Here is a 19,055-nt window from a genome sequence, read left to right as displayed (position 1 = left end):
TGGAGCCTCCGGCAAACCCGGCGCGGTTCAGAACAGCCCTCGCTGCCCCTGCGCCAGCTCCAGGCCGAACTGGCCGGACGCGGGGTCCGGGTCAGTACGGCGCGCTGTGGAACTTCGTCCATGCCGAGGGCCTGTCGTTCAAAAAAAGACCGTACTCGCGGCCGAGACCGAGCGGCCCGATATCGCCCGCCGCCGCGCGCGCTGGCGACGCCACCAGCACCGGATCGACCCCCGACGGCTCGTCTTCATAGATGAAACCTGGGTGAAGACGAACATGGCCCCGCTACGCGGCTGGGGACCGAAGGGCGCGCGCCTGCCGGGCCGCACCCCGCACGGGCACTGGCGCACGATGACCTTCGTGGGCGCGCTCAGGGTGGACCGGATCGATGCACCTTGCGTCTTCGATGGTCCGATCAATGGCGAGCTGTTCCGGGCCTATGCCGAGCAGGTGCTCGCCCCGACCCTGCGCCCGGGCGATGTGGTGGTCATGGACAACCTGGGCAGCCACAAGGGCAGCGCGGTGCGCAAGGCCATACGCGCGGCGGGTGCCCACTTGCTCTTTCTGCCACCATACAGCCCCGACCTGAACCCGATCGAGCAGGTCTTCGCCAAGCTCAAGCATCTGATGCGCACCGCGTCCGAGCGAACCGTGGATGCCGTCTGGAAGCGCCTTGGCACCGTCATCGACAGCTTCTCAGTGGAGGAATGCGCGAACTATCTGCGCAATGCCGGATATGCTTCCATCTGATGCGATCACGCTCTAGCTTGGAGGGGTGGGCATCGACGCAGCCAGGCCAATGTGGCTGCCGTAGACTTTGCTACCGCTGATCGTAATTGTATTGGCGACTGCATCGCGGGCGAAACCGCATGGCTTTCACACTGGCGGGCCCGCAGAGTATGAAGCCATGTGACGCAGCCCTCAACATCACCGGGGCAACATGACATAGCTACGGCTCGGAGGCAGAAGAATGCAGCTCACGCTGGTGGCTTCTACGGCCTGTGAAGGCATGTGCAATGGTGGAAAAGCATCGTCAGCTGTATTAATTTACACAAAATCAATATGTTGGCAAGATACCACCAAGCGGGAGAGGCAATTCTCATGATCAAAAAGGCAGAACTATCCGCCTCTCATCATCGGGAAAATGGTCGGAGCGAGAGGATTCGAACCTCCGACCCCCTGCTCCCGAAGCAGGTGCGCTACCAGGCTGCGCTACGCTCCGACCGTGAGGCGGCAGGTAGCCCGTCGCGCCGGCGAATGCAAGGGGGATCTCGCAGATTTCGTCAGCGTATCAATCGCGCCGCCAGAGCCGGCCCAGAAGGCTGGGACGCGGCGCGGTTACCGTCTCGGAACGCAGCCGCGCCTCGGTCACCGGGCGCAGCCGGGACGAGCCGGTGCGCTCGCGCATCAGGATGTAGAGCCCCGAGCCGATGATCAGCCCCGCCCCCAGCAGCGTCATCGCATCCGGCCGCTCGTCGAACAGCAGCCAGCCGAAGCCGATCGCCCAGAGCATCTGCGAATATTGCATCGGCGCGACATTGGCGGCCTCGCCCGCCTGATAGGCCAGGATCAGCAGGAAACCCGCCGCCAGGCCCAGCACCGCGATGACGCCGGTCAGCGCCAGGTCCCCGGCCAGCATCGGCCGATAGGCAAAGCTCAGCGAAGCGCCGGTCAGCAGGAAGTTCCCGATCATCGGCCATAGAAGCAGGATCACCGTCCGCTCGGACCGGCCCAGCTTGCGCACGGCGATGGCCGACAGCGCCGTGGCCGTCGCCCCCATCAGCGCCGCGAGATGGCCCAGTCCCAGGGGCGTCATCCCGGGACGCAGCACGACCAGCACGCCGCAGAGCCCGGCAACTACGGCCGCCCAGCGATGCAGGCCGACCCGCTCGCCCAGAAGCGGTACCGAGAGCACCGTCACCAGCAGCGGCGCCGCGAAGAGGATGGAATAGACCTGCGCCATCGGCAGGGTCGAGAAGGCATAGAAGCCGCCCACGCCCGAACCGACGATGCAGATCGAGCGCAACCCGACCCAGAACGGGTTGCGCGGCCGCAAGGTGCCATGCGTCGGATCGCGCAAGAGCAGCACCGCCAGCGGCGGGAATGACAGCAGGGCCGAGAAGAACAGGATCTGCAGCGCCGGATAGGTCTCGCCCAGCAGCTTGATGATCACGTCATGGGTCGAATAGATGCCCATGGCCAGCAGGGCCAGCAGCGCGCCCTTGATATTGCCCGCCGTCATGATCCTCCCCGACGGTGATGATGCGGCCGCGCCCGCCGGGCAGGCGCGGCCGATGCCTTATTGCGCCGAAAGCGCGGCCAGGATGTGGTCGCCCATCTCGGCGGTCGAGACCGGCTTGCCGCCCTCGGGGCCCATCAGATCGCCGGTGCGCAGGCCGTCGGCCAGAACCTTCTCGACGGCCTTCTCCAGCATGTCGGCCTCGGCGCCCAGGTCGAAGGAATAGCGCAGGCACATGGCAAAGCTCAGGATGCAGGCGATGGGGTTGGCCTTGCCCTGCCCGGCGATGTCGGGGGCCGAGCCATGCACCGGCTCATACAGCGCCTTGGGCCGGCCGTTCGCCATCGGCGCGCCAAGGCTGGCCGAGGGCAGCATGCCCAGGCTGCCGGTCAGCATCGCCGCCGCGTCGGACAGGATGTCGCCGAACAGGTTGTCGGTCACGATCACGTCGAACTGGCGCGGGTTCCTGACCAGCTGCATGGCGCCGTTGTCGGCATACATGTGCGACAGCTCGACATCCGGATATTCATTGTCATGGACCCATTGCACCTCTTCGCGCCACAGGATGCCGGATTCCATCACATTGGCTTTTTCCATCGAGCAGACGCGGCCCGCGCGCTTGCGGGCCAGCTCGAAGGCCGAGCGGGCGACGCGGCGGATCTCGCCCGAGGTATAGCGCTGGGTGTTCACGCCGACGCGGCCGCCCTCGTTCGCGGGGTCGTTGTCATCGGAAATGCCGCGCGGCTCGCCGAAATAGACGCCCGAGGTCAGCTCGCGCACGATCAGGATGTCGAGCCCGGCGACCACGTCCCGCTTCAGCGAGGAGAAGTCGGCCAGCGCGTCGAAACATTGCGCCGGGCGCAGGTTGGCGAACAGGTCCATCTCCTTGCGCAGGCGCAGGAGGCCGCGCTCGGGCTTCACCGAGAAATCCAGGTTGTCGTATTTAGGCCCGCCCACGGCGCCCAGCAGCACGGCGTCCACCTCTTGCGCCTTCTGCATGGTCGCGTCGGCCAGGGGCTTGCCGTGCTTGTCATAGGCGGCGCCGCCGACCAGATCCTCGCTGACCTCGAAGGACAGGCCGCGGTTCTGCTCGAACCAGCCGATGACCTTGCGCACCTCGGCCATGACTTCGGGGCCGATGCCGTCGCCGGGCAGGATCAGCAGGGAAAAGGGGGTCATCGCAGGCATCCTCTATGCTTCTGGCTGTCGCCAATCGCGTATCCTTGCGCATTCCCTGCGTCAAGTTCACGGCGAATTGGCTTGCGATCGCGGGGCGGATCGGGCCGGATGGGCCGCGTCCGGGAATGCCGAAACCAAGGGGGACAGCCCATGAAGACGAAAGCGGCCGCGGCGAGAATCACACTGGCGGGGGCGATGCTGATGCTGGCCGGGGCGGCGCTGGCGGATGGCGGCATCACCGTGCAGCTTCCCGACGTCTCGGGCCTGTCGGAGGCCGAGGCGAAGGCGCTGATCGCCGAGCTTGCGAATGTGAATGTCATCACCTCGAACTGCCCGGCCTATCCGGTGACGGACGGGGAATGGACGCTGATCACCGGCACCGGCGACCGGCTGGCAGCTAGGCTGGGGCTGGACGCCTCGGCCTATGACCGGACCTATTACGGCCCGGCCTTCAAGCTGCTGGACGATCCCGGCGCCTGCGACCGCATCGGCCCGACCGCCAGGCCGCTGATCCAGCGCCTGGTCGGCATGGGCGGCGGCACCACGCCCCTGACGCAGTCGCAATAGCCCCCGGCGGATGCCGGATCGCCACACCTTGCCGGCGCCCGCCCGGCGGCCTAGCCTGCGCGCATGACCGCAGATCCGACCTACAGGGGATTCGCGCTGGATGCCGAGACGGCGCTGGCGCTCTTGCAATGGCAGGCCGAACTCGGCGCGGACGAGCCCTGCCTCGACGCGCCGCTTGACCGCTATGACCAGCCCGAGCGGGCCGAGCCTGTCCCAACCCCGGCCGCCCCCGCACCGAACCCGCCCGACACCGCCCTGGACCTGGCCGCCCAGGCCGAGGCCATGGCCGCCACCGCGACCAGCCTGGCCGAGCTGGCCGCCGCGCAAGAGGCGTTCGACGGCATCGAGCTGAAGAAGGGCGCGCGCAATTTCTGCTTTGCCGACGGCAACCCCGCGGCCCGGGTGATGGTCATCGGCGAGGCCCCGGGCGAGGAAGAGGACAACCAGGGCCGCCCCTTCGTCGGCCGCGCCGGCCAGCTTCTGGACCGCATGTTCGCCGCCATCGGCCTGTCGCGCGAGGCGGTGGATGCGGAAAAGGCGCTCTACATCACCAATGTCCTGACCTGGCGCCCCCCGGGCAACCGCCGCCCCGAGCCGGCCGAGATCGCCGTCATGCTGCCCTTCCTGCGCCGCCATGTCGAACTGGCGCAGCCCGAGATCCTGGTGCTGATGGGCAACACGCCCTGCATGGCGGCGCTGAACCGGCAGGGCATCCTGAAGCTGCGCGGTACCTGGACCGAGGCTTTCGGCCTGCCGGCGCTGCCGATGACGCATCCCTCCTACCTGCTGCGCACGCCGGCCGCCAAGCGCGAGGCCTGGGCCGACCTTCTGTCGCTGGCGGCGCGGCTGGACGGCCAGGGCTGACCCCGGCCGGCGCTTTCCCCCGCGGCAGGCCCCGCCGTCGCGATCACAACTGCAGGCGGCGACATGCCGAGCCGGCGACGAAGCCTTGACGCTTGCGCGGCGCAGCTTCTATCAGACTGCTTGCTGCCGATTCGGCCTTTTTCGGGGCTTTCGGACACAATCCAATTTGACGAGGCGGTTCCTTTGCTTGTCCCCCAGTTCACGCGCATCGCCGCCGGCCTTGCCCCCGAGCGCGCCGCGCGGGAATCGGCGCAGCGCAAGTTCGGCAATTTCAAGCTGGACGCGAACAACTTCAGCCATCCCGACCAGCTTGCGGCGCTGCTTGGCCCCTATCGCATGGTCAGCTTCGACCTGTTCGACACGCTGCTCTGGCGCGAGATCGCGCTCGAGGACGTGCATGCCAAGACCGCCGCCTTCGGCGAGCGCCTGATCCGGGGCGACGACGGCCCGCTGCCGCGCGGCCTGCTGCTGCATTCGCGCAGCCGCCATCAGGAGACGCTGAAAAAGGCCGGCATGGCCTCGAAGACCGCCTATCGCAACGAGATCGACCTGGCCGATGTCTTCGACACCGCGCTGGCGCCCTATATCGCCGACGACGCGCGCCGCGCCCGGGCGGTGGAATCGCTGCTGGCCTATGAGATCGAGACCGAGCATCGGGTGCTGACCGTCGATCCGGCGATGCGCGACTTCCTCGAGCGGCTGCGCGTGCAGGACAAGGTGCTGGTCCTGGCCTCGGACATGTATTTCTCGGAACGCTGGCTGCGCGAGCTGCTGACCCGGCTGGACCTGCTGAAATACTTCGACCATGTCTTCGTCTCGGCCACGGTGGGCGTGACCAAGCACAGCGGCAAGCTGTTCGACCATATCGACGCCACGCTGGGGTCGGCCGACTGGCGCCGGCTGCACCTGGGCGACAACTGGAACAACGACGTGGTGCAGCCGCGCAAGCACGGCTGGGACGCGCTGCACTACATGAATCCCGAAAACGAGATGCGCAAGCACCGGCTGGAGCTGCTGCACAGGCTCGACGCCCATCGCCGCCCGGCGGCGGCGCAGGCGCTGCTGGCGCAGATCCGCGGCGACAAGCCCGAGGACGGGCTGGTGCGGCTGGTCACGGCCGGCTTCCTCAGCTTTTCGCGGCAGGTGCTGGCCACCGCGCAGCAGGGCGGCTATGACCGGGTGCTGTTCCTGACCCGCGACGGCACCATCTATCACCACCTGATCCGCCAGCTGATCGCCGACACCGGCGCCGGGGACACGCTGGACCTGCCACAGCTGGCCGACCTGGCCTTTAGCCGCCGCGCCGGGGTGCTGCTGACCTGCCCGCCATGCTCCGACCCCGATTGGGAGCGCTATATCCGCCACCACATCGGCTGGCTGCGCGGCGAAGGCGCCTCGCTGGGCAGCCTGATGCGGACCTTCGCCCTGTCGCGCGAGGATATGGCCGGGGCGCGCGGGCTCGACAAATGGGTCGATGCCTATCTGGACGGGCGCGACGATTGCGACGTGGATTTCGCCGCCATCCTGGCCCAGCCGGAACTGGCGCAGGCGGTCGATGCCGCGGTGCAGGTCAAGCGCCAGCGCGTCATCGACTACCTCGACCAGCAGGACCTGTTCCTGCCCGACCAGCGCGTGCTGCTGGTCGACATCGGCTATTCCGGCACCGTGCTGAAATCGCTGTCCGAGCACATGTATGCGCTCGAGGCGCAGGGCCAGCGCCTGGGCAGCCGGCTGGTGATGATGATGTTCGCCGCCAACCGCTATTTCGCCGGCAACCTTGGCCAGATGCATCCGCGCGCCAGCATGCTGGATCCGGTGATGATCGGCCGCGAGGACTGGCGCCAGCGCGCCGCGGCGCTGAACTTCGCCTGGCTCGAGCCCTTCGCCGTGGACCGCACCCGCGGCAGCCTGCGCGACTTCCAGCCCGACGCGCAGGGCGTGATGCAGCCGGTCTTCGGCCCGGCCGGGCTGGACCGCACGCCCATCACCCGCGAGCGCATCCTGGCGACCGCGCGCGAGATCGACGCCGTGCTGCGCCGCTCGCCCATACCCGACCGCGAGGCCGAGGCGACGATCGGTCGCGGCATCTCGGACTGCTTCTCGCACCCGCGTCGCGACACGCTGCAGGCGGTCGACGGGCTGACCCATCACGCCGGCCTGACCGAGGTGGTCGAGGGCGGCATGCTGGCCCGCGTCCGGCCCTGGCGGCTGCGCAGCGACCTGGCGCGCTGCATGCGCGAGGATCGCTGGGTGCAGGGCAGCATGGCCGCCAGCCGGCTGGGCTGGCTGAACCCGCTGCTGAACCGCATCATCGGTATCACCACCCGATGAGGATCCTGTTCTACAACTGGGCGCAGTTCGACAACCCGACCATGGCGGGCGGCGGCGTCACCATGTATCTGCGCAACATCATCGACGAGCTCTTGTCGCGCGACGGCGTCGAAGTCTATTTCCTGTCCTCGGGCGACAAGTATCGCTTCTTCGACCGCAAGCCCCGGATCGAGCCGACCGCGAACGTCTATGGGAACCCGCGGCTCAAGACCTTCACGCTGTACAATTCGCCGATCAAGGCGCCGGCGCATGACGCCTTCTATTCGGTCGACCAATGGCTGCGCGACGATGTCACGCCGCGGCTGATCGGCGCATTCATCCAGGCGCATGGCCCGTTCGATGCCTTCCACATCCACAACCTGGAAGGCATCGGCTCGGGCGTGCTGGCGCTGCCCAAGGGCGACAAGCTGCGGCGGCTGTTCTATACCTTCCACAATTACATGCCGGTCTGCCCGCAGATCGAACTGCTCTACGACAACCGCCTGCCCTGCACCGATTATCACGACGGCGCGCGCTGCACCGGCTGCCTGGGCCATGATCGGCGCATGGCCGACCTGATCGCCTTCGACCGCGTCGGCGCCGCGCTCAAGGGGCGCGGGCTGGCCGGGCATCCGCTGGGCGGCTTCCTGTTCGACGCCTTCGCCGGCACCAAGTCCTGGGCCAAGGCGTTGCGCAACCTGTGGGGCGACCTGCGCCACGGCTTGCGCACCCGCTTCCGCCACTGGCACCTGCGGCCCAGGACCGAGCCGGGGCGCACGAACTCCTGGCAGGCGACGCCGCGCACGCCCGACCCGGTGCCGCTGCCGCCGCGCGACCCGATCCTGGACAGCACCGCCTATCGGCAATGGCGCGAGGCGAACGGCCGCGCGCTGCATGACAATGCCGACGGCATCTTCGCGGTCTCGGACCTCTGCGGCCAGACCGCCATGCGCTTCCTGCCGCCCGGCACCCGGGTCGAGACCCTGCTCTTGCCGATCGACATCGAGATCCCGCTGTCGGAACGGCAGGAACTGCGCGCCACGCGCGAGATCCTGCGCGCCAAGGTCAACCCCCCGGCCGAGAGGGACGAGGACGACATCGCCCCGGCCGGTGCCCGCCAGGCCTCGAACGCGCCCGAAGGCGTCACCCTGTCCTTCATCGGCTACGACATCCCGTCGAAGGGCCTGCCCTTCCTGATCGACGCGCTGGCCCAGATCGACGACCCGTTCTATCGCGACCACGTGGACCTGTTGATCGTCGCCCGCATGGGGCCGCAGCGCGAACGCCAGCTCGCGCAGCTTGAGACCCGGTTCCGCAGCGTGCGGATCGTGCCCAGCTATGCGCGCGAGCAGATCGCGGCGCTGTCGCAGCTGATCGACCTGAACGTGGTGCCCTCGATCTGGTGGGAGACCTTCAACCAGGTCACCGTCGAGCTGGCGCGCCTGGGCGTGCCCTCGCTGGTTTCAAGCCATGTCGGCGCCAAGCAGACCCTGACCCGGCCCGAGGACTTCGTCTTCGAGGCCGGCGACGCCGCCGATTTCCGCGCCAAGCTGGATCGGCTGGTGCGCGACCCGGCCCTGCGCGACAGCTTCTTCGACGAGGAGCTGCAGATGCCCTCGCTGGCCCAGCACGTGGACTGGCTGCTGGAGCGGTATCGGGAACAGGCCCGCACCGGCCCGCAGGATTCTTCACAGGATATCGTCGACATGCTTTCCTCGAGCAAGCATTCAAGAGCCCGCGCCGGAAACTGAAGAATAGGCAGAATCATGCAAAACGTGCTGAAAGACACTCTCCCGTCGCTGAAGAGGGAGGTTTCCGCGATGGCGAAGTCCCTGCGCTCGGATTACCGGGCCGGGCATGTGCCGTTCTATGCCGCCGCGAACAAGACCAAGTTCTGGGACAATGACATTCCTGCCGCGATCGAACTGGTGCTCGAGGAGCATGAAAGGAACCCCAGCGCGAAATCGCTCGAGCTGCTCGGGGAATATCACATCAACGCTGGCCAGAATGTCGTGGCGCGCGCACTCCTGAACCAATGCTATCGAGAGTACGGCCAGCTGCACATCACCAACCTGATCTTCTGCAAGATCCCTACCACCGTCGCGCTGGTCGATGACGACAAGAAGATCCTGTATGTCGCGTTGCCGAAATGCGCCTCGTCCACGATCAAGAACTATTTCACCTTCGCCCGCTTCGGCAAGACCTATGGCGAGCAGGTGCACTTCAACCATGGCGACATGTATCGCCTGGTCACGGCCGAAGACCTCGCCACGCGCTACAAGGATTATTACAAGTTCACCGTGGTCCGCGATCCGGTCTCGCGTCTTGTTTCCTATTTCTCGTCCAACATCAGCAACAAGGCCCTGCGCCGCGAGGCCCATGGCCAGCAGGAGTTCATGGGTCTCAGCACCACGCCGGGACCTGTCGTCGTGGCGCAACGCTTTCAGCAGTATCGGCAGATGTTCATCGACTTTCGTCATCACACCGATCCGATGACGGGCTATCTGCGCAACATGCGGCCGCTTCTGGACGATATCTGCAAGATGTCCGATCTGCCCCGGATCCGCGAACGGCTGTCGGAAGCCTATGGCGTGACCATCGCCGATGAACGCTCGATGACGACCAAAGAGAATTTCGAGCTGCTGGATATCTGCAAGCGCGAATTCGCGAAGCTGGACGAATTCTATGCCGAAGATTATCGCGCCTTCTTCTGAGGGCGCACGGGACGGAAAGGGCGCGCAAGTGAACACAATCCCCGAGATCACTGTCTTTGGCGATTCCCACAGCAGCTTCTTCTTTCCGGCACCTTTTTTCGCCGGGCGCTGCGGCTATGGCTTTCCGCTGCCCTATCGGGTGACCGGCAAGGCCATTCACGCGGCCTCGCTGGCCGGTTTCCGACCGGGCGTATCCACGCTGAAGGTCAAGGAAACCATCGCCGAGGCACTGCCGAGTGCGCGGCACATGGTGCTGGCCTTCGGCCAGGTGGATCTGGAGCTTGGCTATTACTACCGGCTGGCGGTCAAGAAGGAAAACACCAACCCCGCCGATTACGTGGACTGGCTGCTCGGGATCTATCGCAGCTTTCTTGGCGCTCTGGACACGGGCCACTGCCGGATGGCGCTGAAGGGCGTGAATCTGACGGCGCTTTCGCCCAAGCTGTTTGCCGTCCGATACGTGTCGCGCATCGTCATGGAGGGCCGGAAGATCGCCCAGGCCACGGCGGACGAGATGATCCTGCCGCATATCCTGCCGGAAATCGAACAGAACCGGATGCATCGGGCATTCAACCGCAAGCTCGCCGACTTGGCCCGCGACCTCGGCCACGGCTATTTCGACCTGAACGACCAGATCTCGGACGGACCGATACAGGCTCTGGCGGCGGCCCAGCCCCGGCTGGGCGATCATTTCAAGACCGGCTTCTTCGACCACCACCTGGCCGATACTGTGGTCGTCCGGCGCATGCATTACGAGGCGCTGGGTAAGGTCTTCGGCCTGCTCTGACTACCTCGGCGCCGCCGCCCGGCGCAGGCGGTCGTTGACTGCGGCGCCGAGGCCGGCCTCGGGCACCGGCGCCACCGCGATGGGGCGGCCGTCCGCATCGGCGCGGTGCAAAAGCTCGAACAGACGCGCCGCCGCCTCGGTCGGGTCGCCCGCCTCGCTCAGCGACATCTCGCCGGCGATGGGGCCGAAGCCGATCAGCAGCTCGCCCGGGCGCGCCTCGCGCGCCTCCAGCCGCACCGGGGCACGGGGCGCGTAATGGCTGGTCAGCTGGCCGGGTGCGCTCGGCGCGGCGGCGTCCAGCACCGGACGGGCCAGCGGACGGCCCAGCACCGCCTCGATCGCCTCGGCGGCGACGCCGCCCGGGCGCAGCAGCGCCGGCGCGCCATCGACCCAGCCCAGGATCGTCGATTCCACCCCGACCGGGCAGGGTCCGGCATCCAGGACCGCGGCGATGCGGCCGCCAAGCCCGGACTCGGGATCGGCGACATGGGCCGCGGCGGTCGGGCTGATCCGCCCCGAGGGATTGGCCGAGGGCGCCGCCAGCGGCCCGCCGAAGGCGCGCAGAAGATCGCGCGCCACCGCCAGCGCCGGCACCCGGATCGCCACCGTGGAAAGCCCCGCCGTTACCAGTCCGGCGATGCCCGCGCCCGGCCGCAAGGGCAGCACCAGCGTCAGCGCCCCCGGCCAGAAGGCCCGCGCCAAGGCCAGCGCCGGGGCGTCGAACACCGCGATGCGCTCGGCCGCCGCCAGGTCGGGCAGATGCACGATCAACGGGTTGAAGGCCGGCCGGCCCTTGGCCTCATAGATCGCGGCGACGGCGCGCGGATTGCGTGCATCGCCGGCCAGCCCATAGACCGTCTCGGTCGGGATCGCGACCAGCGCGCCCTGCGCCAGCAGCTCGGCAGCGGCGGCGATGCCGTGGGAATCGGGCTTCAGGATCCGGGTCTTCATGCCGTTACGTGAGGTTGCGGTTGCTGGCCACCGGCCGGCACCTATGATCGGGAACAAGGGATCAGTTACGCGCCAGAGCCGCATTTGCCAAGGCGCCAGAGGGAGAGAAATCGGATGGCTTACCAGGCGCCGGTCGAGCAGATCGCATTCATCCTGAACCGGATCGTGGCCTTTCCACAGCTGGCCGAAACCGAGACCTTTGCCGAGGCCACGCCCGAGACCCTGGCCGCCGTGCTGTCCGAGGCCGGAAAGCTTGCGACCGAGGTCATCGCGCCCGTCAACCGCGCCGGCGACCTGACGCCCGCGCGGCTGGAGAACGGCAAGCTGCGCTCCTCGCCCGGCTATGCCGAGGCCTTCCGGGCCCTGGCCGAGGGCGGCTGGATCGGCATCGCCGCCAACCCGGAATACGGCGGCATGGGCCTGCCGCAGGCGCTGAACATGGCGGTCAGCGAGATGGTCGCCTCGGGCTGCCTGGCCTTGCAGCTGAACCCGCTCTTGACCCAGGGCCAGATCGAGGCGCTGGAGCACCACGGCAGCGACGCGCTGAAATCGCTCTATCTGCCGAAGCTGATCTCGGGCGAGTGGTCGGGCACGATGAACCTGACCGAGCCGCAGGCCGGTTCCGACGTCGGCGCGCTGACCACCCGCGCCGAACGGGCCGAGGACGGCAGCTATCGCGTCACCGGGCAGAAGATCTTCATCACCTGGGGCGACAGCGACGTGACGGAAAACGTCTGCCACCTGGTGCTGGCCCGCCTGCCCGACGGCGGCAAGGGCACGCGCGGCATCAGCCTGTTCATGGTGCCGAAGTTCATCCCCGACGCGGACGGCAACCCCGGCGTCGCCAACGACCTGCGCGTCGTCAGCCTGGAGCACAAGCTGGGCATCCACGGCTCGCCCACCTGCGTGATGAGCTTCGAGGGCGCCAAGGGCTGGCTGGTCGGCGAGGAGCACAAGGGCATGGCCGCCATGTTCACCATGATGAACTGCGCCCGGCTCGGTGTCGGCGTGCAGGGCGTGGCGCAGGCCGAGGCGGCGCTGCAGCAGGCCGTGGCCTATGCCGCCGAGCGCAACCAGATGGGCCCGATCATCCGCCACCCCGACGTGCGCCGGATGCTGGCCGAATCGCGGGCCGAGGTCTTTGCCGCCCGCGCCATCTGCATGGCCTGCGCCGTGGCGCTGGACATGGCGCGCGCCACCGGGTCCGAGGACTGGGCGGCACGCGGCGCGCTGCTGACCCCGATCGCCAAGGCGCATGGCACCGATGTCGGCATTCGCGTCGCCGATACCGCGGTGCAGGTGCATGGCGGCATGGGCTATATCGAGGAAACCGGCGCGGCGCAGTATCTGCGCGACGTGCGCATCACCGCGATCTACGAGGGCACGAACGGCATCCAGGCCATGGACCTGGTCGGCCGCAAGCTGATGGACGGCGGCGCGGCGGCGATGGCGCTGCTGGACGAGATCCTCGACGGTGCCAAGGCGGCGCAGGCCGAGGAACCCGAGCTGGCGAACCAAGTGTGGCAGGCGGCCGAGACCCTGCGCGAGGCGACGCTGGAACTGCTCGACCGCGACCTGGACGAGCGTTTCGCCGGCGCCGTGCCCTATCTTGCCGCCTTCGCCCGGGTGCTGGGCGGACATTTCCACCTGCGCGCCGCGACCGGGGGCGGCAGCAAGGCGCTGGCGCGGGTCTATATCGCCCGCATCCTGCCGCATTTCACCGCCGACCTGGCCGCCGCCCGCGCCGGGCTGGCGGATCTGCAAGCGCTTGACGAGGCGGTGTTCGCGGGCCAAATGGCCGGGTGATACGCAGCGAGACCCATACCATTCCGCCCGAGGGCGAGGCGCATGAGATCGCCCCCGGCGTGCTGTGGCTGCAAATGCCGCTGCCCTTCAAGCCCGATGCGGTGAACGTCTATGCCTTCCGCGACGCCGAGGGCTGGACGCTGGTCGATACCGGGCTCGACAGCCGCCGCGGCCGGGCGTTGTGGCAAAGGATTCTGCAAGGCCCGCTGGCCGGGGCGCCGGTGACGCGGGTCATCGCCACCCATCACCATATCGACCACATCGGGCTGGCCGGCTGGTTCCAGGCCCAGGGGGCCGAGCTCTGGACCTCGCGCACGGCCTGGCTGATGGCACGGATGGGCGTGCTGGACCTGCAAGAGCGGCCGACGCCGCAGGCGCTGGCCTTCTGGCGCCGCGCCGGCATGCCGGGCGAGATCATCGAGGAGCGCAGCGGCGAGCGGCCCTTCAACAGCGCCGATTTCTGCGCCCCGCTGCCGCCCGGCTATCGCCGGCTGCGCGAGGGCCAGCAGATCGCCTTCGGCAACCGGCGCTGGATCGTGCGCATGGGCAATGGCCATGCGCCCGAGCATGTGACGCTGTGGTCCTTGGACGACGATCTGGTGATCGGCGGCGACCAGCTTCTGGCAACGATCTCGCCCAATCTTGGCGTCTATCCGACCGAGCCCGAGGCCGATACCGTGGGCGACTGGCTGGAAAGCTGCGCGCGGCTGGCGGAATTCGCCACGCCGCAGCAGCTGATCCTGCCCGGCCACAAGCTGCCCTATCGCGGCTTGCCGACCCGGCTGTGCCAGCTGGCCGAGAACCAGCGCGCCGCGCTGAACCGCGTGGTCGAGGCGTTGCGGCCCGGCCCGCTCAGCGCCGCGGGCTGCTTTCCGGCGCTCTATCGCCGGCACATCGCCAAGCCGGAATTCGGCCTCGCGCTGGCCGAGGCGGTGGGCCATATCAACCACCTGCGCGCCAGCGGCCGGGTGTGGCACGCCGGCACATCCGAAACCGGCGCCGCGCTTTGGGGGGCGTGACAGGCCGGCCGGCTTGCGCTATCCCTTGGTCCGACGCATCGCATTCGACGGACAGGATCATGGCCTCGCATCACGAAATCACCGAACACAAGCACGGCGAAATGGACATCCGCGCCCACCAGGCGACCTTTGCCGGCTTCATCAAGGCCGCGACCTGGGTCTGCGTGCTGAGCATCGCCGTCCTGGTGTTCATGGCGCTCAGCAACGCCTGACCCGACCGGAGATTCGAATCATGCAAAGGCGTGCCTTCCTTGCGCTGGCGCTGCCGGCCGCGCTTGCGGCCTGCGGTGCCGATCACAAATGGGCCAGCGACGAGGCCCTGCGCCAGGCGCGCTATGTTACGAACGAGCCGCCGTCGATCACGCTCTTCACCGTGATCGGCATTCCGCGCGGCGAGGGCGGGCATTCGGCGCTGATGATCAACGGCAGCCAGCGGGTGATCTATGACCCGGCCGGCAGCTGGGAACATCCCGCCATCCCCGAGCGGGGCGACGTGCTTTACGGCATCACCCCGAACTTCAAGAACTTCTATATCGACTACCACGCGCGCGAGACCTATTGGGTCGCCGAGGACACCGTGCCGGTGTCGCTGGCCGTGGCCGATGCCGCCATCCGCGCGGTCGAGGCCCAGGGCGCCTCGAACAAGAGCTTCTGCGCCGTGAACACCGGCCAGGCGCTGCGCAAGTTGCCTGGCTTTGCCGGCGCGCCCACGGGCCTGTCGCCGCTGAAGCTGCGCGACTGGTTCCTGACCCTGCCCGGCGTGCAGTCCAGAAAGCACATGGACGGCGATCCGGCCAACAACCACAACGTGCTGGTGCGGCAGAAAAGCGGCGTGATCGAGGGTTACGGCCAGGACGGCCAGCTTCACCCGATCAGATAAAGCGACAGGTAAAGCGCGGTCATCCCCGACAGGATGGCCGCCAGCGCATTGCGCGTCGCCACCCCCGCGACGATGGCCACCGCCGCCGCGAACAGCCGCGCCGGATCGGGCTGGCCTTGCGTCGCCGCCGGCCAGGCCACCAGCGGCGCGACGATGGCCGGCAGCACGCCGACCGCCGTATAGCGCAAGAGCCGCTGCGCCCAGACCGGCAGCGGCCGGTTGCCGAGCGCGCCAAGAAACGACCAGCGCAGCCCATAGGTGCCCAGGCCGATGGCGATGATGATGCCCCAGATCGTCGGGTCGGAATAGGTCATGGCAGGGAAGCTCCGATCCGGGCGCGGCGCCGCTCCAGCGCCAGTTCGGTCAGGGCGCCCGCCGCCATCGCCAGCGGCGCCGCGACGAACAGACCCATCCCCGAGGGCAGGAAGGCAAAGACCAGCGCCGCCGTGACCGCGACCAGCGCCGCCACCAGATGCGGCAGGCTGCGCAGCGCCGGCGCGATCAGCGCGATGAAGGTGATCGGCACCGCGAAATCCAGCGCCCAGCTTTCCGGAATCGCCCGGCCCATCACCGCGCCCAAGGCCGCGGCCACGAACCAGGGCACGCAGGTCGCCAGCGCCGCGCCCAGGAAATAGCCCAGCCGCTGCGCCATGCTCAGGCGCGGGTTGCGCTCGTAATGCTGGACCGACAGCGCATAGGTCTGGTCGATCAGCACATAGGACACCCAGGCCCGGTCGCGCGGCCGCGCCGCGCCCAGCCAGGGCACCAGCGCGGCGGAATACATCGCCATGCGCAGGTTCACCGCCACCGCCGAGATGATCACCACCAGCGCCGGCGCCTGGTCCGTCATCAGCTGCACCGCGGTGAACTGCGAGGCCCCGGCCAGCACCAGCACGGTGAAGCCCATGGTCTTCGCCAGATCCAGCCCCGCGTCCGAGGCGACCACGCCGAACAGCAGGCCGAAGGGCAGCAGCACCAGGATGAAGGGCAGCGCCTGCAGAAAGCCGTGCCGGACGCATTGCCGGGGCGTGCGCGCCAGGGCACGGGCCTGTTCGGGCGTCGGCTCGGTCGCGCTGGCTGGGGTGGGGGCTGGCATGGAATGGGCTCGTCAAACGCCTTGGACTGCGGCAGATAGGCGCATCCGCCGCCGAATGACAAGCCGTCGATGACCACGCCATCGCCCCGCCCCATGCCGCCGCCCCGCATCGCGCAGGGCGTGCCGCCCGCGCTGCGCCGGGCGGCGGCGGCGCTCTATTGGCGGCATTTCGGCCGGCAGATCCTGCCGGTCCCGGTCCCGGCGCGGCAGGGCATTGCGCTGGTTGCCGCCGCCATGCGGCCCGGCCAGGCGCTGGTCGCGCTTTCGGCGCAGGGCGGGCTCGTGGGTCTTGCCGGGCTGCGCGATGCCGGGGGCGGCTTTCTCGACCCCGGGCCTGGCAGCTTCGTCGCGATCTGGGGCCGCGCGGGCGGGCGGCTGCGGCATCTGTCAACCGCGCTCTACCGTCCCGGCCAGGGCACGACCGACCTGGTGCTGGACGGGCTGGCGACGCATCCGCGCTGGCGCCGGCAAGGGATCGCCCGGGCGCTGGTCCGCGCGGCGCTGGCCGAGGCACAGGCGCGCGGCCATCACGGCCTGCGCGTCGAGGTCGAGGCCCGCAACCACGCCGCCCTGGCCGCCTGGCGCGCGCTCGGCTTCCAGCCGCTGCCGCGGCAGCGGCTGGGCTGGCCCTGGGCGGCACCGGCGCATGTGCTGCGCCTGCCGGTCTAGGGCTGCTCGTCTTCGGTCATGCCCTCCGGGCCGGCGCCGGCGCGGCCCAGCATCCCGGTCACCTGCGCCAGCAGCGTGAAGGCCCGGCCCGAGCGGCTTTCGGCCAGCACGGCCAGCAGCTGCGGTTCGCCGTCCTGCGCCTTGCGGCTCAGCAGCCGGTCGAAATGGCGCAGGAAGTGATGCGCGACATCGCGGAACACCTCGTCGCTGCGCAGCATGGTGCCGGCGATGCGCAGGGCGTTCTCGTCGCCGATGACGGCAAGGCCGGCGACCGGCTCGCCGCGCGCGCCCTCGGCAAAGCGGCGCCACAGCGCGGCATCGGTCTCGGGGACAAGCAGCTCGTCCATATAGACGCCCTGACCGGCCAGCAGCGTGACCACGTCCTGCGCGGCGCGGATCAGCCGGGCCATGCCGGGATCGGCCAGCGCCAGCCGCAGGCAGCGAATCGCCTCGCGGTCCTCGGGCCCGTCGGGAAAGTTCAGCGCAAAGAAAAGCTCGGGCCCGGTCAGCTCGGCGGCGGGCGGCGAGTCGAGCTCCAGCATCGCCTGCCGGCTGTCGGCGGCAGGGCGGGGCGGCGGCGCGGGGATCGCGGCGCGGCGCGGCAGCGGAGCCGGGGCGGGGGCCGGCCGGGGCTCGGGGCGCGGCTCGGCCAGGGCGGGCGGCAGCGGCTCGGCGCCCCCCTCGCCCTGCATCCGTGCCAGGGTGGCGCGCAATTCCTCGGCCTCGGCCCGCAGCAGCAGCAGCGCGCGCGCCGACCAGACCGCCAGCCAGATCAGCGCCAGCGGCAGGAGCAGGCCCAGAAGCCAGATCAGCCAGCCGGCGCCGCCCTGGGCCTCGGTCTCGGGGCCAAGCAGCGCCAGCAGTCCGGCCAACGCCAGCCAGCCGAGGCTCGCCGCGACACCGAAGGCCAGCACCCGGTCGCGGGCCTGGGCGGTGGCGAGACGGCGCAGGACATCAAGCGAACTCATGCGCCGCCCCCCGCGTCAGACGAACCGGACCGCGATGATCTCATAGGACTTGCCGCCGCCGGGCGTGACCACCTCGACGCTGTCGCCCTCGTCCTTGCCGATCAGCGCGCGCGCCAGCGGCGAGCGGATGTTCAAGAGCCCGCGCTCCAGGTCGGCCTCGGCCTCGCCGACGATCTGATAGGTGCGCTCCTCCTCGGTATCCTCGTCCACCAAGGTGACGGTGGCGCCGAACTTGACGCTGCCCGACAGGCGCGAGGGATCGATGACCTCGGCGCGCGAGATAATCATCTCGAGTTCCTTGATCCGGCCCTCGACGAAGCTCTGCTTCTCGCGGGCGGCGTGGTATTCGGCGTTTTCCGACAGGTCGCCGTGTTCGCGCGCCTCGGCGATGGCACGGATCACCGCCGGACGCTCGACCGCGCGCAGCTCGCGCAGCTCCTCGTCCAGCTGGTCATAGCCCGCGCGGGTCATCGGTATCTTTTCCATTCCAGTCCTTCCGGTCGCGACAGGGCGACACCACTCAACGCGAAACAAGGTGTTGGAACGCCCCCGAGCCGATGGCCGGGGGCGTCCGCAGAAATCCGGGGGGCATCGTGGCCGGTTCCGCCCCCTGTTTCAAGCCCCGCCGGCGCGCATCCGCGAAGCTCCGCGCAGAAAGGTCGCAGAATTGCAATTGTTCGTCGCGTTCCGATTGCCCGCAACAATATGACGCGCTAGGTGTTCCGCCCAGATTGATGAGCCAGGGAAGCGGGGGCCGAGCCATGTCTGATATCGAACGCGAATCCATGGAATACGACGTGGTGATCGTCGGCGGCGGGCCTGCCGGCCTGTCTGCGGCGATCCGGCTGAAGCAGGTCAACCCCGCGCTTTCCGTGGTGCTGCTGGAGAAGGGCTCGGAGATCGGCGCGCATATCCTGTCGGGCGCGGTGCTGGACACTTCGGGCCTCGACCGGCTGATCCCCGACTGGAAGGACCGGGGCGCCCCCATCGAGACCGAAGTCACCCAGG

General features: G+C 68.8%; 19 protein-coding genes, 1 tRNA gene and 1 pseudogene. 13 read left to right on the top strand and 8 right to left on the bottom strand.

The genetic code is table 11. The annotated features are described in order from the left end of the window. Positions 1-748: pseudogene (locus tag E3D03_RS18220) on the top strand (IS630 family transposase); the annotation flags it as partial. Positions 749-1,143: 395 nt separating this feature from the next. Here E3D03_RS18220 and E3D03_RS18215 read toward each other — a convergent pair. The 3 genes from E3D03_RS18215 to leuB all read right to left on the bottom strand — a co-directional run bounded on the left by E3D03_RS18215 (position 1,144) and on the right by leuB (position 3,416). Beyond that, positions 1,144-1,220, bottom strand: a tRNA-Pro gene (locus tag E3D03_RS18215). A 69-nt stretch (positions 1,221-1,289) separates the two neighbouring features. Next, on the bottom strand, positions 1,290-2,240 hold the full coding sequence (locus E3D03_RS18210) for a DMT family transporter (RefSeq protein ID WP_263568120.1): 951 nt from the start codon (positions 2,238-2,240) through the stop codon (positions 1,290-1,292). A 57-nt stretch (positions 2,241-2,297) separates the two neighbouring features. Then, entirely contained in the window at positions 2,298-3,416 is a 1,119-nt protein-coding gene (gene leuB, locus E3D03_RS18205) for a 3-isopropylmalate dehydrogenase (protein ID WP_263568119.1), read from the bottom strand. Positions 3,417-3,566: 150 nt separating this feature from the next. Here leuB and E3D03_RS18200 point away from each other — a divergent pair, with 150 nt between their 5' ends. The 6 genes from E3D03_RS18200 to E3D03_RS18175 all read left to right on the top strand — a co-directional run bounded on the left by E3D03_RS18200 (position 3,567) and on the right by E3D03_RS18175 (position 10,658). Beyond that, complete coding sequence (locus tag E3D03_RS18200; protein ID WP_062561273.1) at positions 3,567-3,983, top strand: hypothetical protein; 417 nt, start codon at positions 3,567-3,569, stop codon at positions 3,981-3,983. Between the two features lie 63 nt (positions 3,984-4,046). Next, on the top strand, positions 4,047-4,847 hold the full coding sequence (locus E3D03_RS18195) for a uracil-DNA glycosylase (protein ID WP_263568118.1): 801 nt from the start codon (positions 4,047-4,049) through the stop codon (positions 4,845-4,847). Between the two features lie 183 nt (positions 4,848-5,030). Continuing rightward, entirely contained in the window at positions 5,031-7,178 is a 2,148-nt protein-coding gene (locus tag E3D03_RS18190; protein ID WP_263568117.1) for a hypothetical protein, read from the top strand. Then, positions 7,175-8,908 carry a glycosyltransferase family 4 protein gene (locus E3D03_RS18185; protein ID WP_263568116.1) on the top strand — a complete coding sequence of 578 codons (1,734 nt, stop codon included), beginning with the start codon at positions 7,175-7,177 and terminating at the stop codon, positions 8,906-8,908. Before E3D03_RS18190 ends, E3D03_RS18185 begins: the two co-directional genes overlap by 4 nt. 69 nt (positions 8,909-8,977) lie before the next feature. After that, complete coding sequence (locus E3D03_RS18180; RefSeq protein WP_263568115.1) at positions 8,978-9,871, top strand: sulfotransferase family protein; 894 nt, start codon at positions 8,978-8,980, stop codon at positions 9,869-9,871. 28 nt (positions 9,872-9,899) lie between these two features. After that, positions 9,900-10,658, top strand: coding sequence for a hypothetical protein (locus tag E3D03_RS18175; protein ID WP_263568114.1), 759 nt, complete (start codon positions 9,900-9,902; stop codon positions 10,656-10,658). Here the strand turns inward: E3D03_RS18175 and E3D03_RS18170 are convergent, their stop codons facing one another. Continuing rightward, positions 10,659-11,609, bottom strand: a complete 951-nt coding sequence (locus E3D03_RS18170) for an L-threonylcarbamoyladenylate synthase (RefSeq protein ID WP_263568113.1) — start codon at positions 11,607-11,609, stop codon at positions 10,659-10,661. Positions 11,610-11,723: 114 nt separating this feature from the next. On the opposite strand from E3D03_RS18170, the gene E3D03_RS18165 reads away from it, so the two are divergent. The 4 genes from E3D03_RS18165 to E3D03_RS18150 are packed head-to-tail and all read left to right on the top strand — an operon-like array spanning position 11,724 to position 15,314. Then, positions 11,724-13,415, top strand: coding sequence for an acyl-CoA dehydrogenase (locus E3D03_RS18165; protein WP_263568112.1), 1,692 nt, complete (start codon positions 11,724-11,726; stop codon positions 13,413-13,415). After that, entirely contained in the window at positions 13,412-14,434 is a 1,023-nt protein-coding gene (locus E3D03_RS18160) for an MBL fold metallo-hydrolase (RefSeq protein WP_263568111.1), read from the top strand. The genes E3D03_RS18165 and E3D03_RS18160 overlap by 4 nt, the downstream gene beginning before the upstream one ends. A 59-nt stretch (positions 14,435-14,493) precedes the next feature. Beyond that, positions 14,494-14,646 (top strand): aa3-type cytochrome c oxidase subunit IV, encoded by a 153-nt coding sequence (locus E3D03_RS18155; RefSeq protein WP_017998621.1) that lies wholly within the window; start codon positions 14,494-14,496, stop codon positions 14,644-14,646. 20 nt (positions 14,647-14,666) lie between these two features. Further along, entirely contained in the window at positions 14,667-15,314 is a 648-nt protein-coding gene (locus E3D03_RS18150) for a hypothetical protein (RefSeq protein WP_263568110.1), read from the top strand. Here E3D03_RS18150 and E3D03_RS18145 read toward each other — a convergent pair. Next, a complete protein-coding gene (locus E3D03_RS18145) occupies positions 15,299-15,628 on the bottom strand; it encodes an AzlD domain-containing protein (protein ID WP_062561281.1) in 330 nt (109 codons plus the stop codon). The genes E3D03_RS18150 and E3D03_RS18145 overlap by 16 nt on opposite strands. After that, complete coding sequence (locus E3D03_RS18140; RefSeq protein ID WP_263568109.1) at positions 15,625-16,410, bottom strand: AzlC family ABC transporter permease; 786 nt, start codon at positions 16,408-16,410, stop codon at positions 15,625-15,627. The genes E3D03_RS18145 and E3D03_RS18140 overlap by 4 nt, the downstream gene beginning before the upstream one ends. Positions 16,411-16,479: 69 nt before the next feature. Between E3D03_RS18140 and E3D03_RS18135 the strand changes: the two genes are divergently transcribed. Beyond that, the gene (locus tag E3D03_RS18135; RefSeq protein ID WP_263568108.1) at positions 16,480-17,079 is read left to right on the top strand and encodes a GNAT family N-acetyltransferase; all 600 of its coding nucleotides are present in this window, start codon (positions 16,480-16,482) and stop codon (positions 17,077-17,079) included. Here the strand turns inward: E3D03_RS18135 and E3D03_RS18130 are convergent. Together E3D03_RS18130 and greA are read right to left on the bottom strand one after the other, a co-directional pair. Then, positions 17,076-18,047 carry a hypothetical protein gene (locus tag E3D03_RS18130; RefSeq protein ID WP_263568107.1) on the bottom strand — a complete coding sequence of 324 codons (972 nt, stop codon included), beginning with the start codon at positions 18,045-18,047 and terminating at the stop codon, positions 17,076-17,078. The two genes, E3D03_RS18135 and E3D03_RS18130, sit on opposite strands and share 4 nt — an antisense overlap. Positions 18,048-18,062: 15 nt before the next feature. Next, a complete protein-coding gene (gene greA, locus E3D03_RS18125; RefSeq protein WP_062561284.1) occupies positions 18,063-18,533 on the bottom strand; it encodes a transcription elongation factor GreA in 471 nt (156 codons plus the stop codon). Between the two features lie 275 nt (positions 18,534-18,808). Here greA and E3D03_RS18120 point away from each other — a divergent pair. Continuing rightward, positions 18,809-19,055: NAD(P)/FAD-dependent oxidoreductase (locus tag E3D03_RS18120; protein ID WP_263568106.1), on the top strand; the 247-nt coding region annotated here is incomplete at its 3' end.

The organism is Paracoccus sp. DMF (genome assembly GCF_004407025.1).
GTDB classification, from domain to species: Bacteria; Pseudomonadota; Alphaproteobacteria; order Rhodobacterales; family Rhodobacteraceae; genus Paracoccus; species Paracoccus aminovorans_B.
Note: the sequence above shows the minus strand (reverse complement) of the source record. Positions and strands in the feature narration are given on the sequence as shown.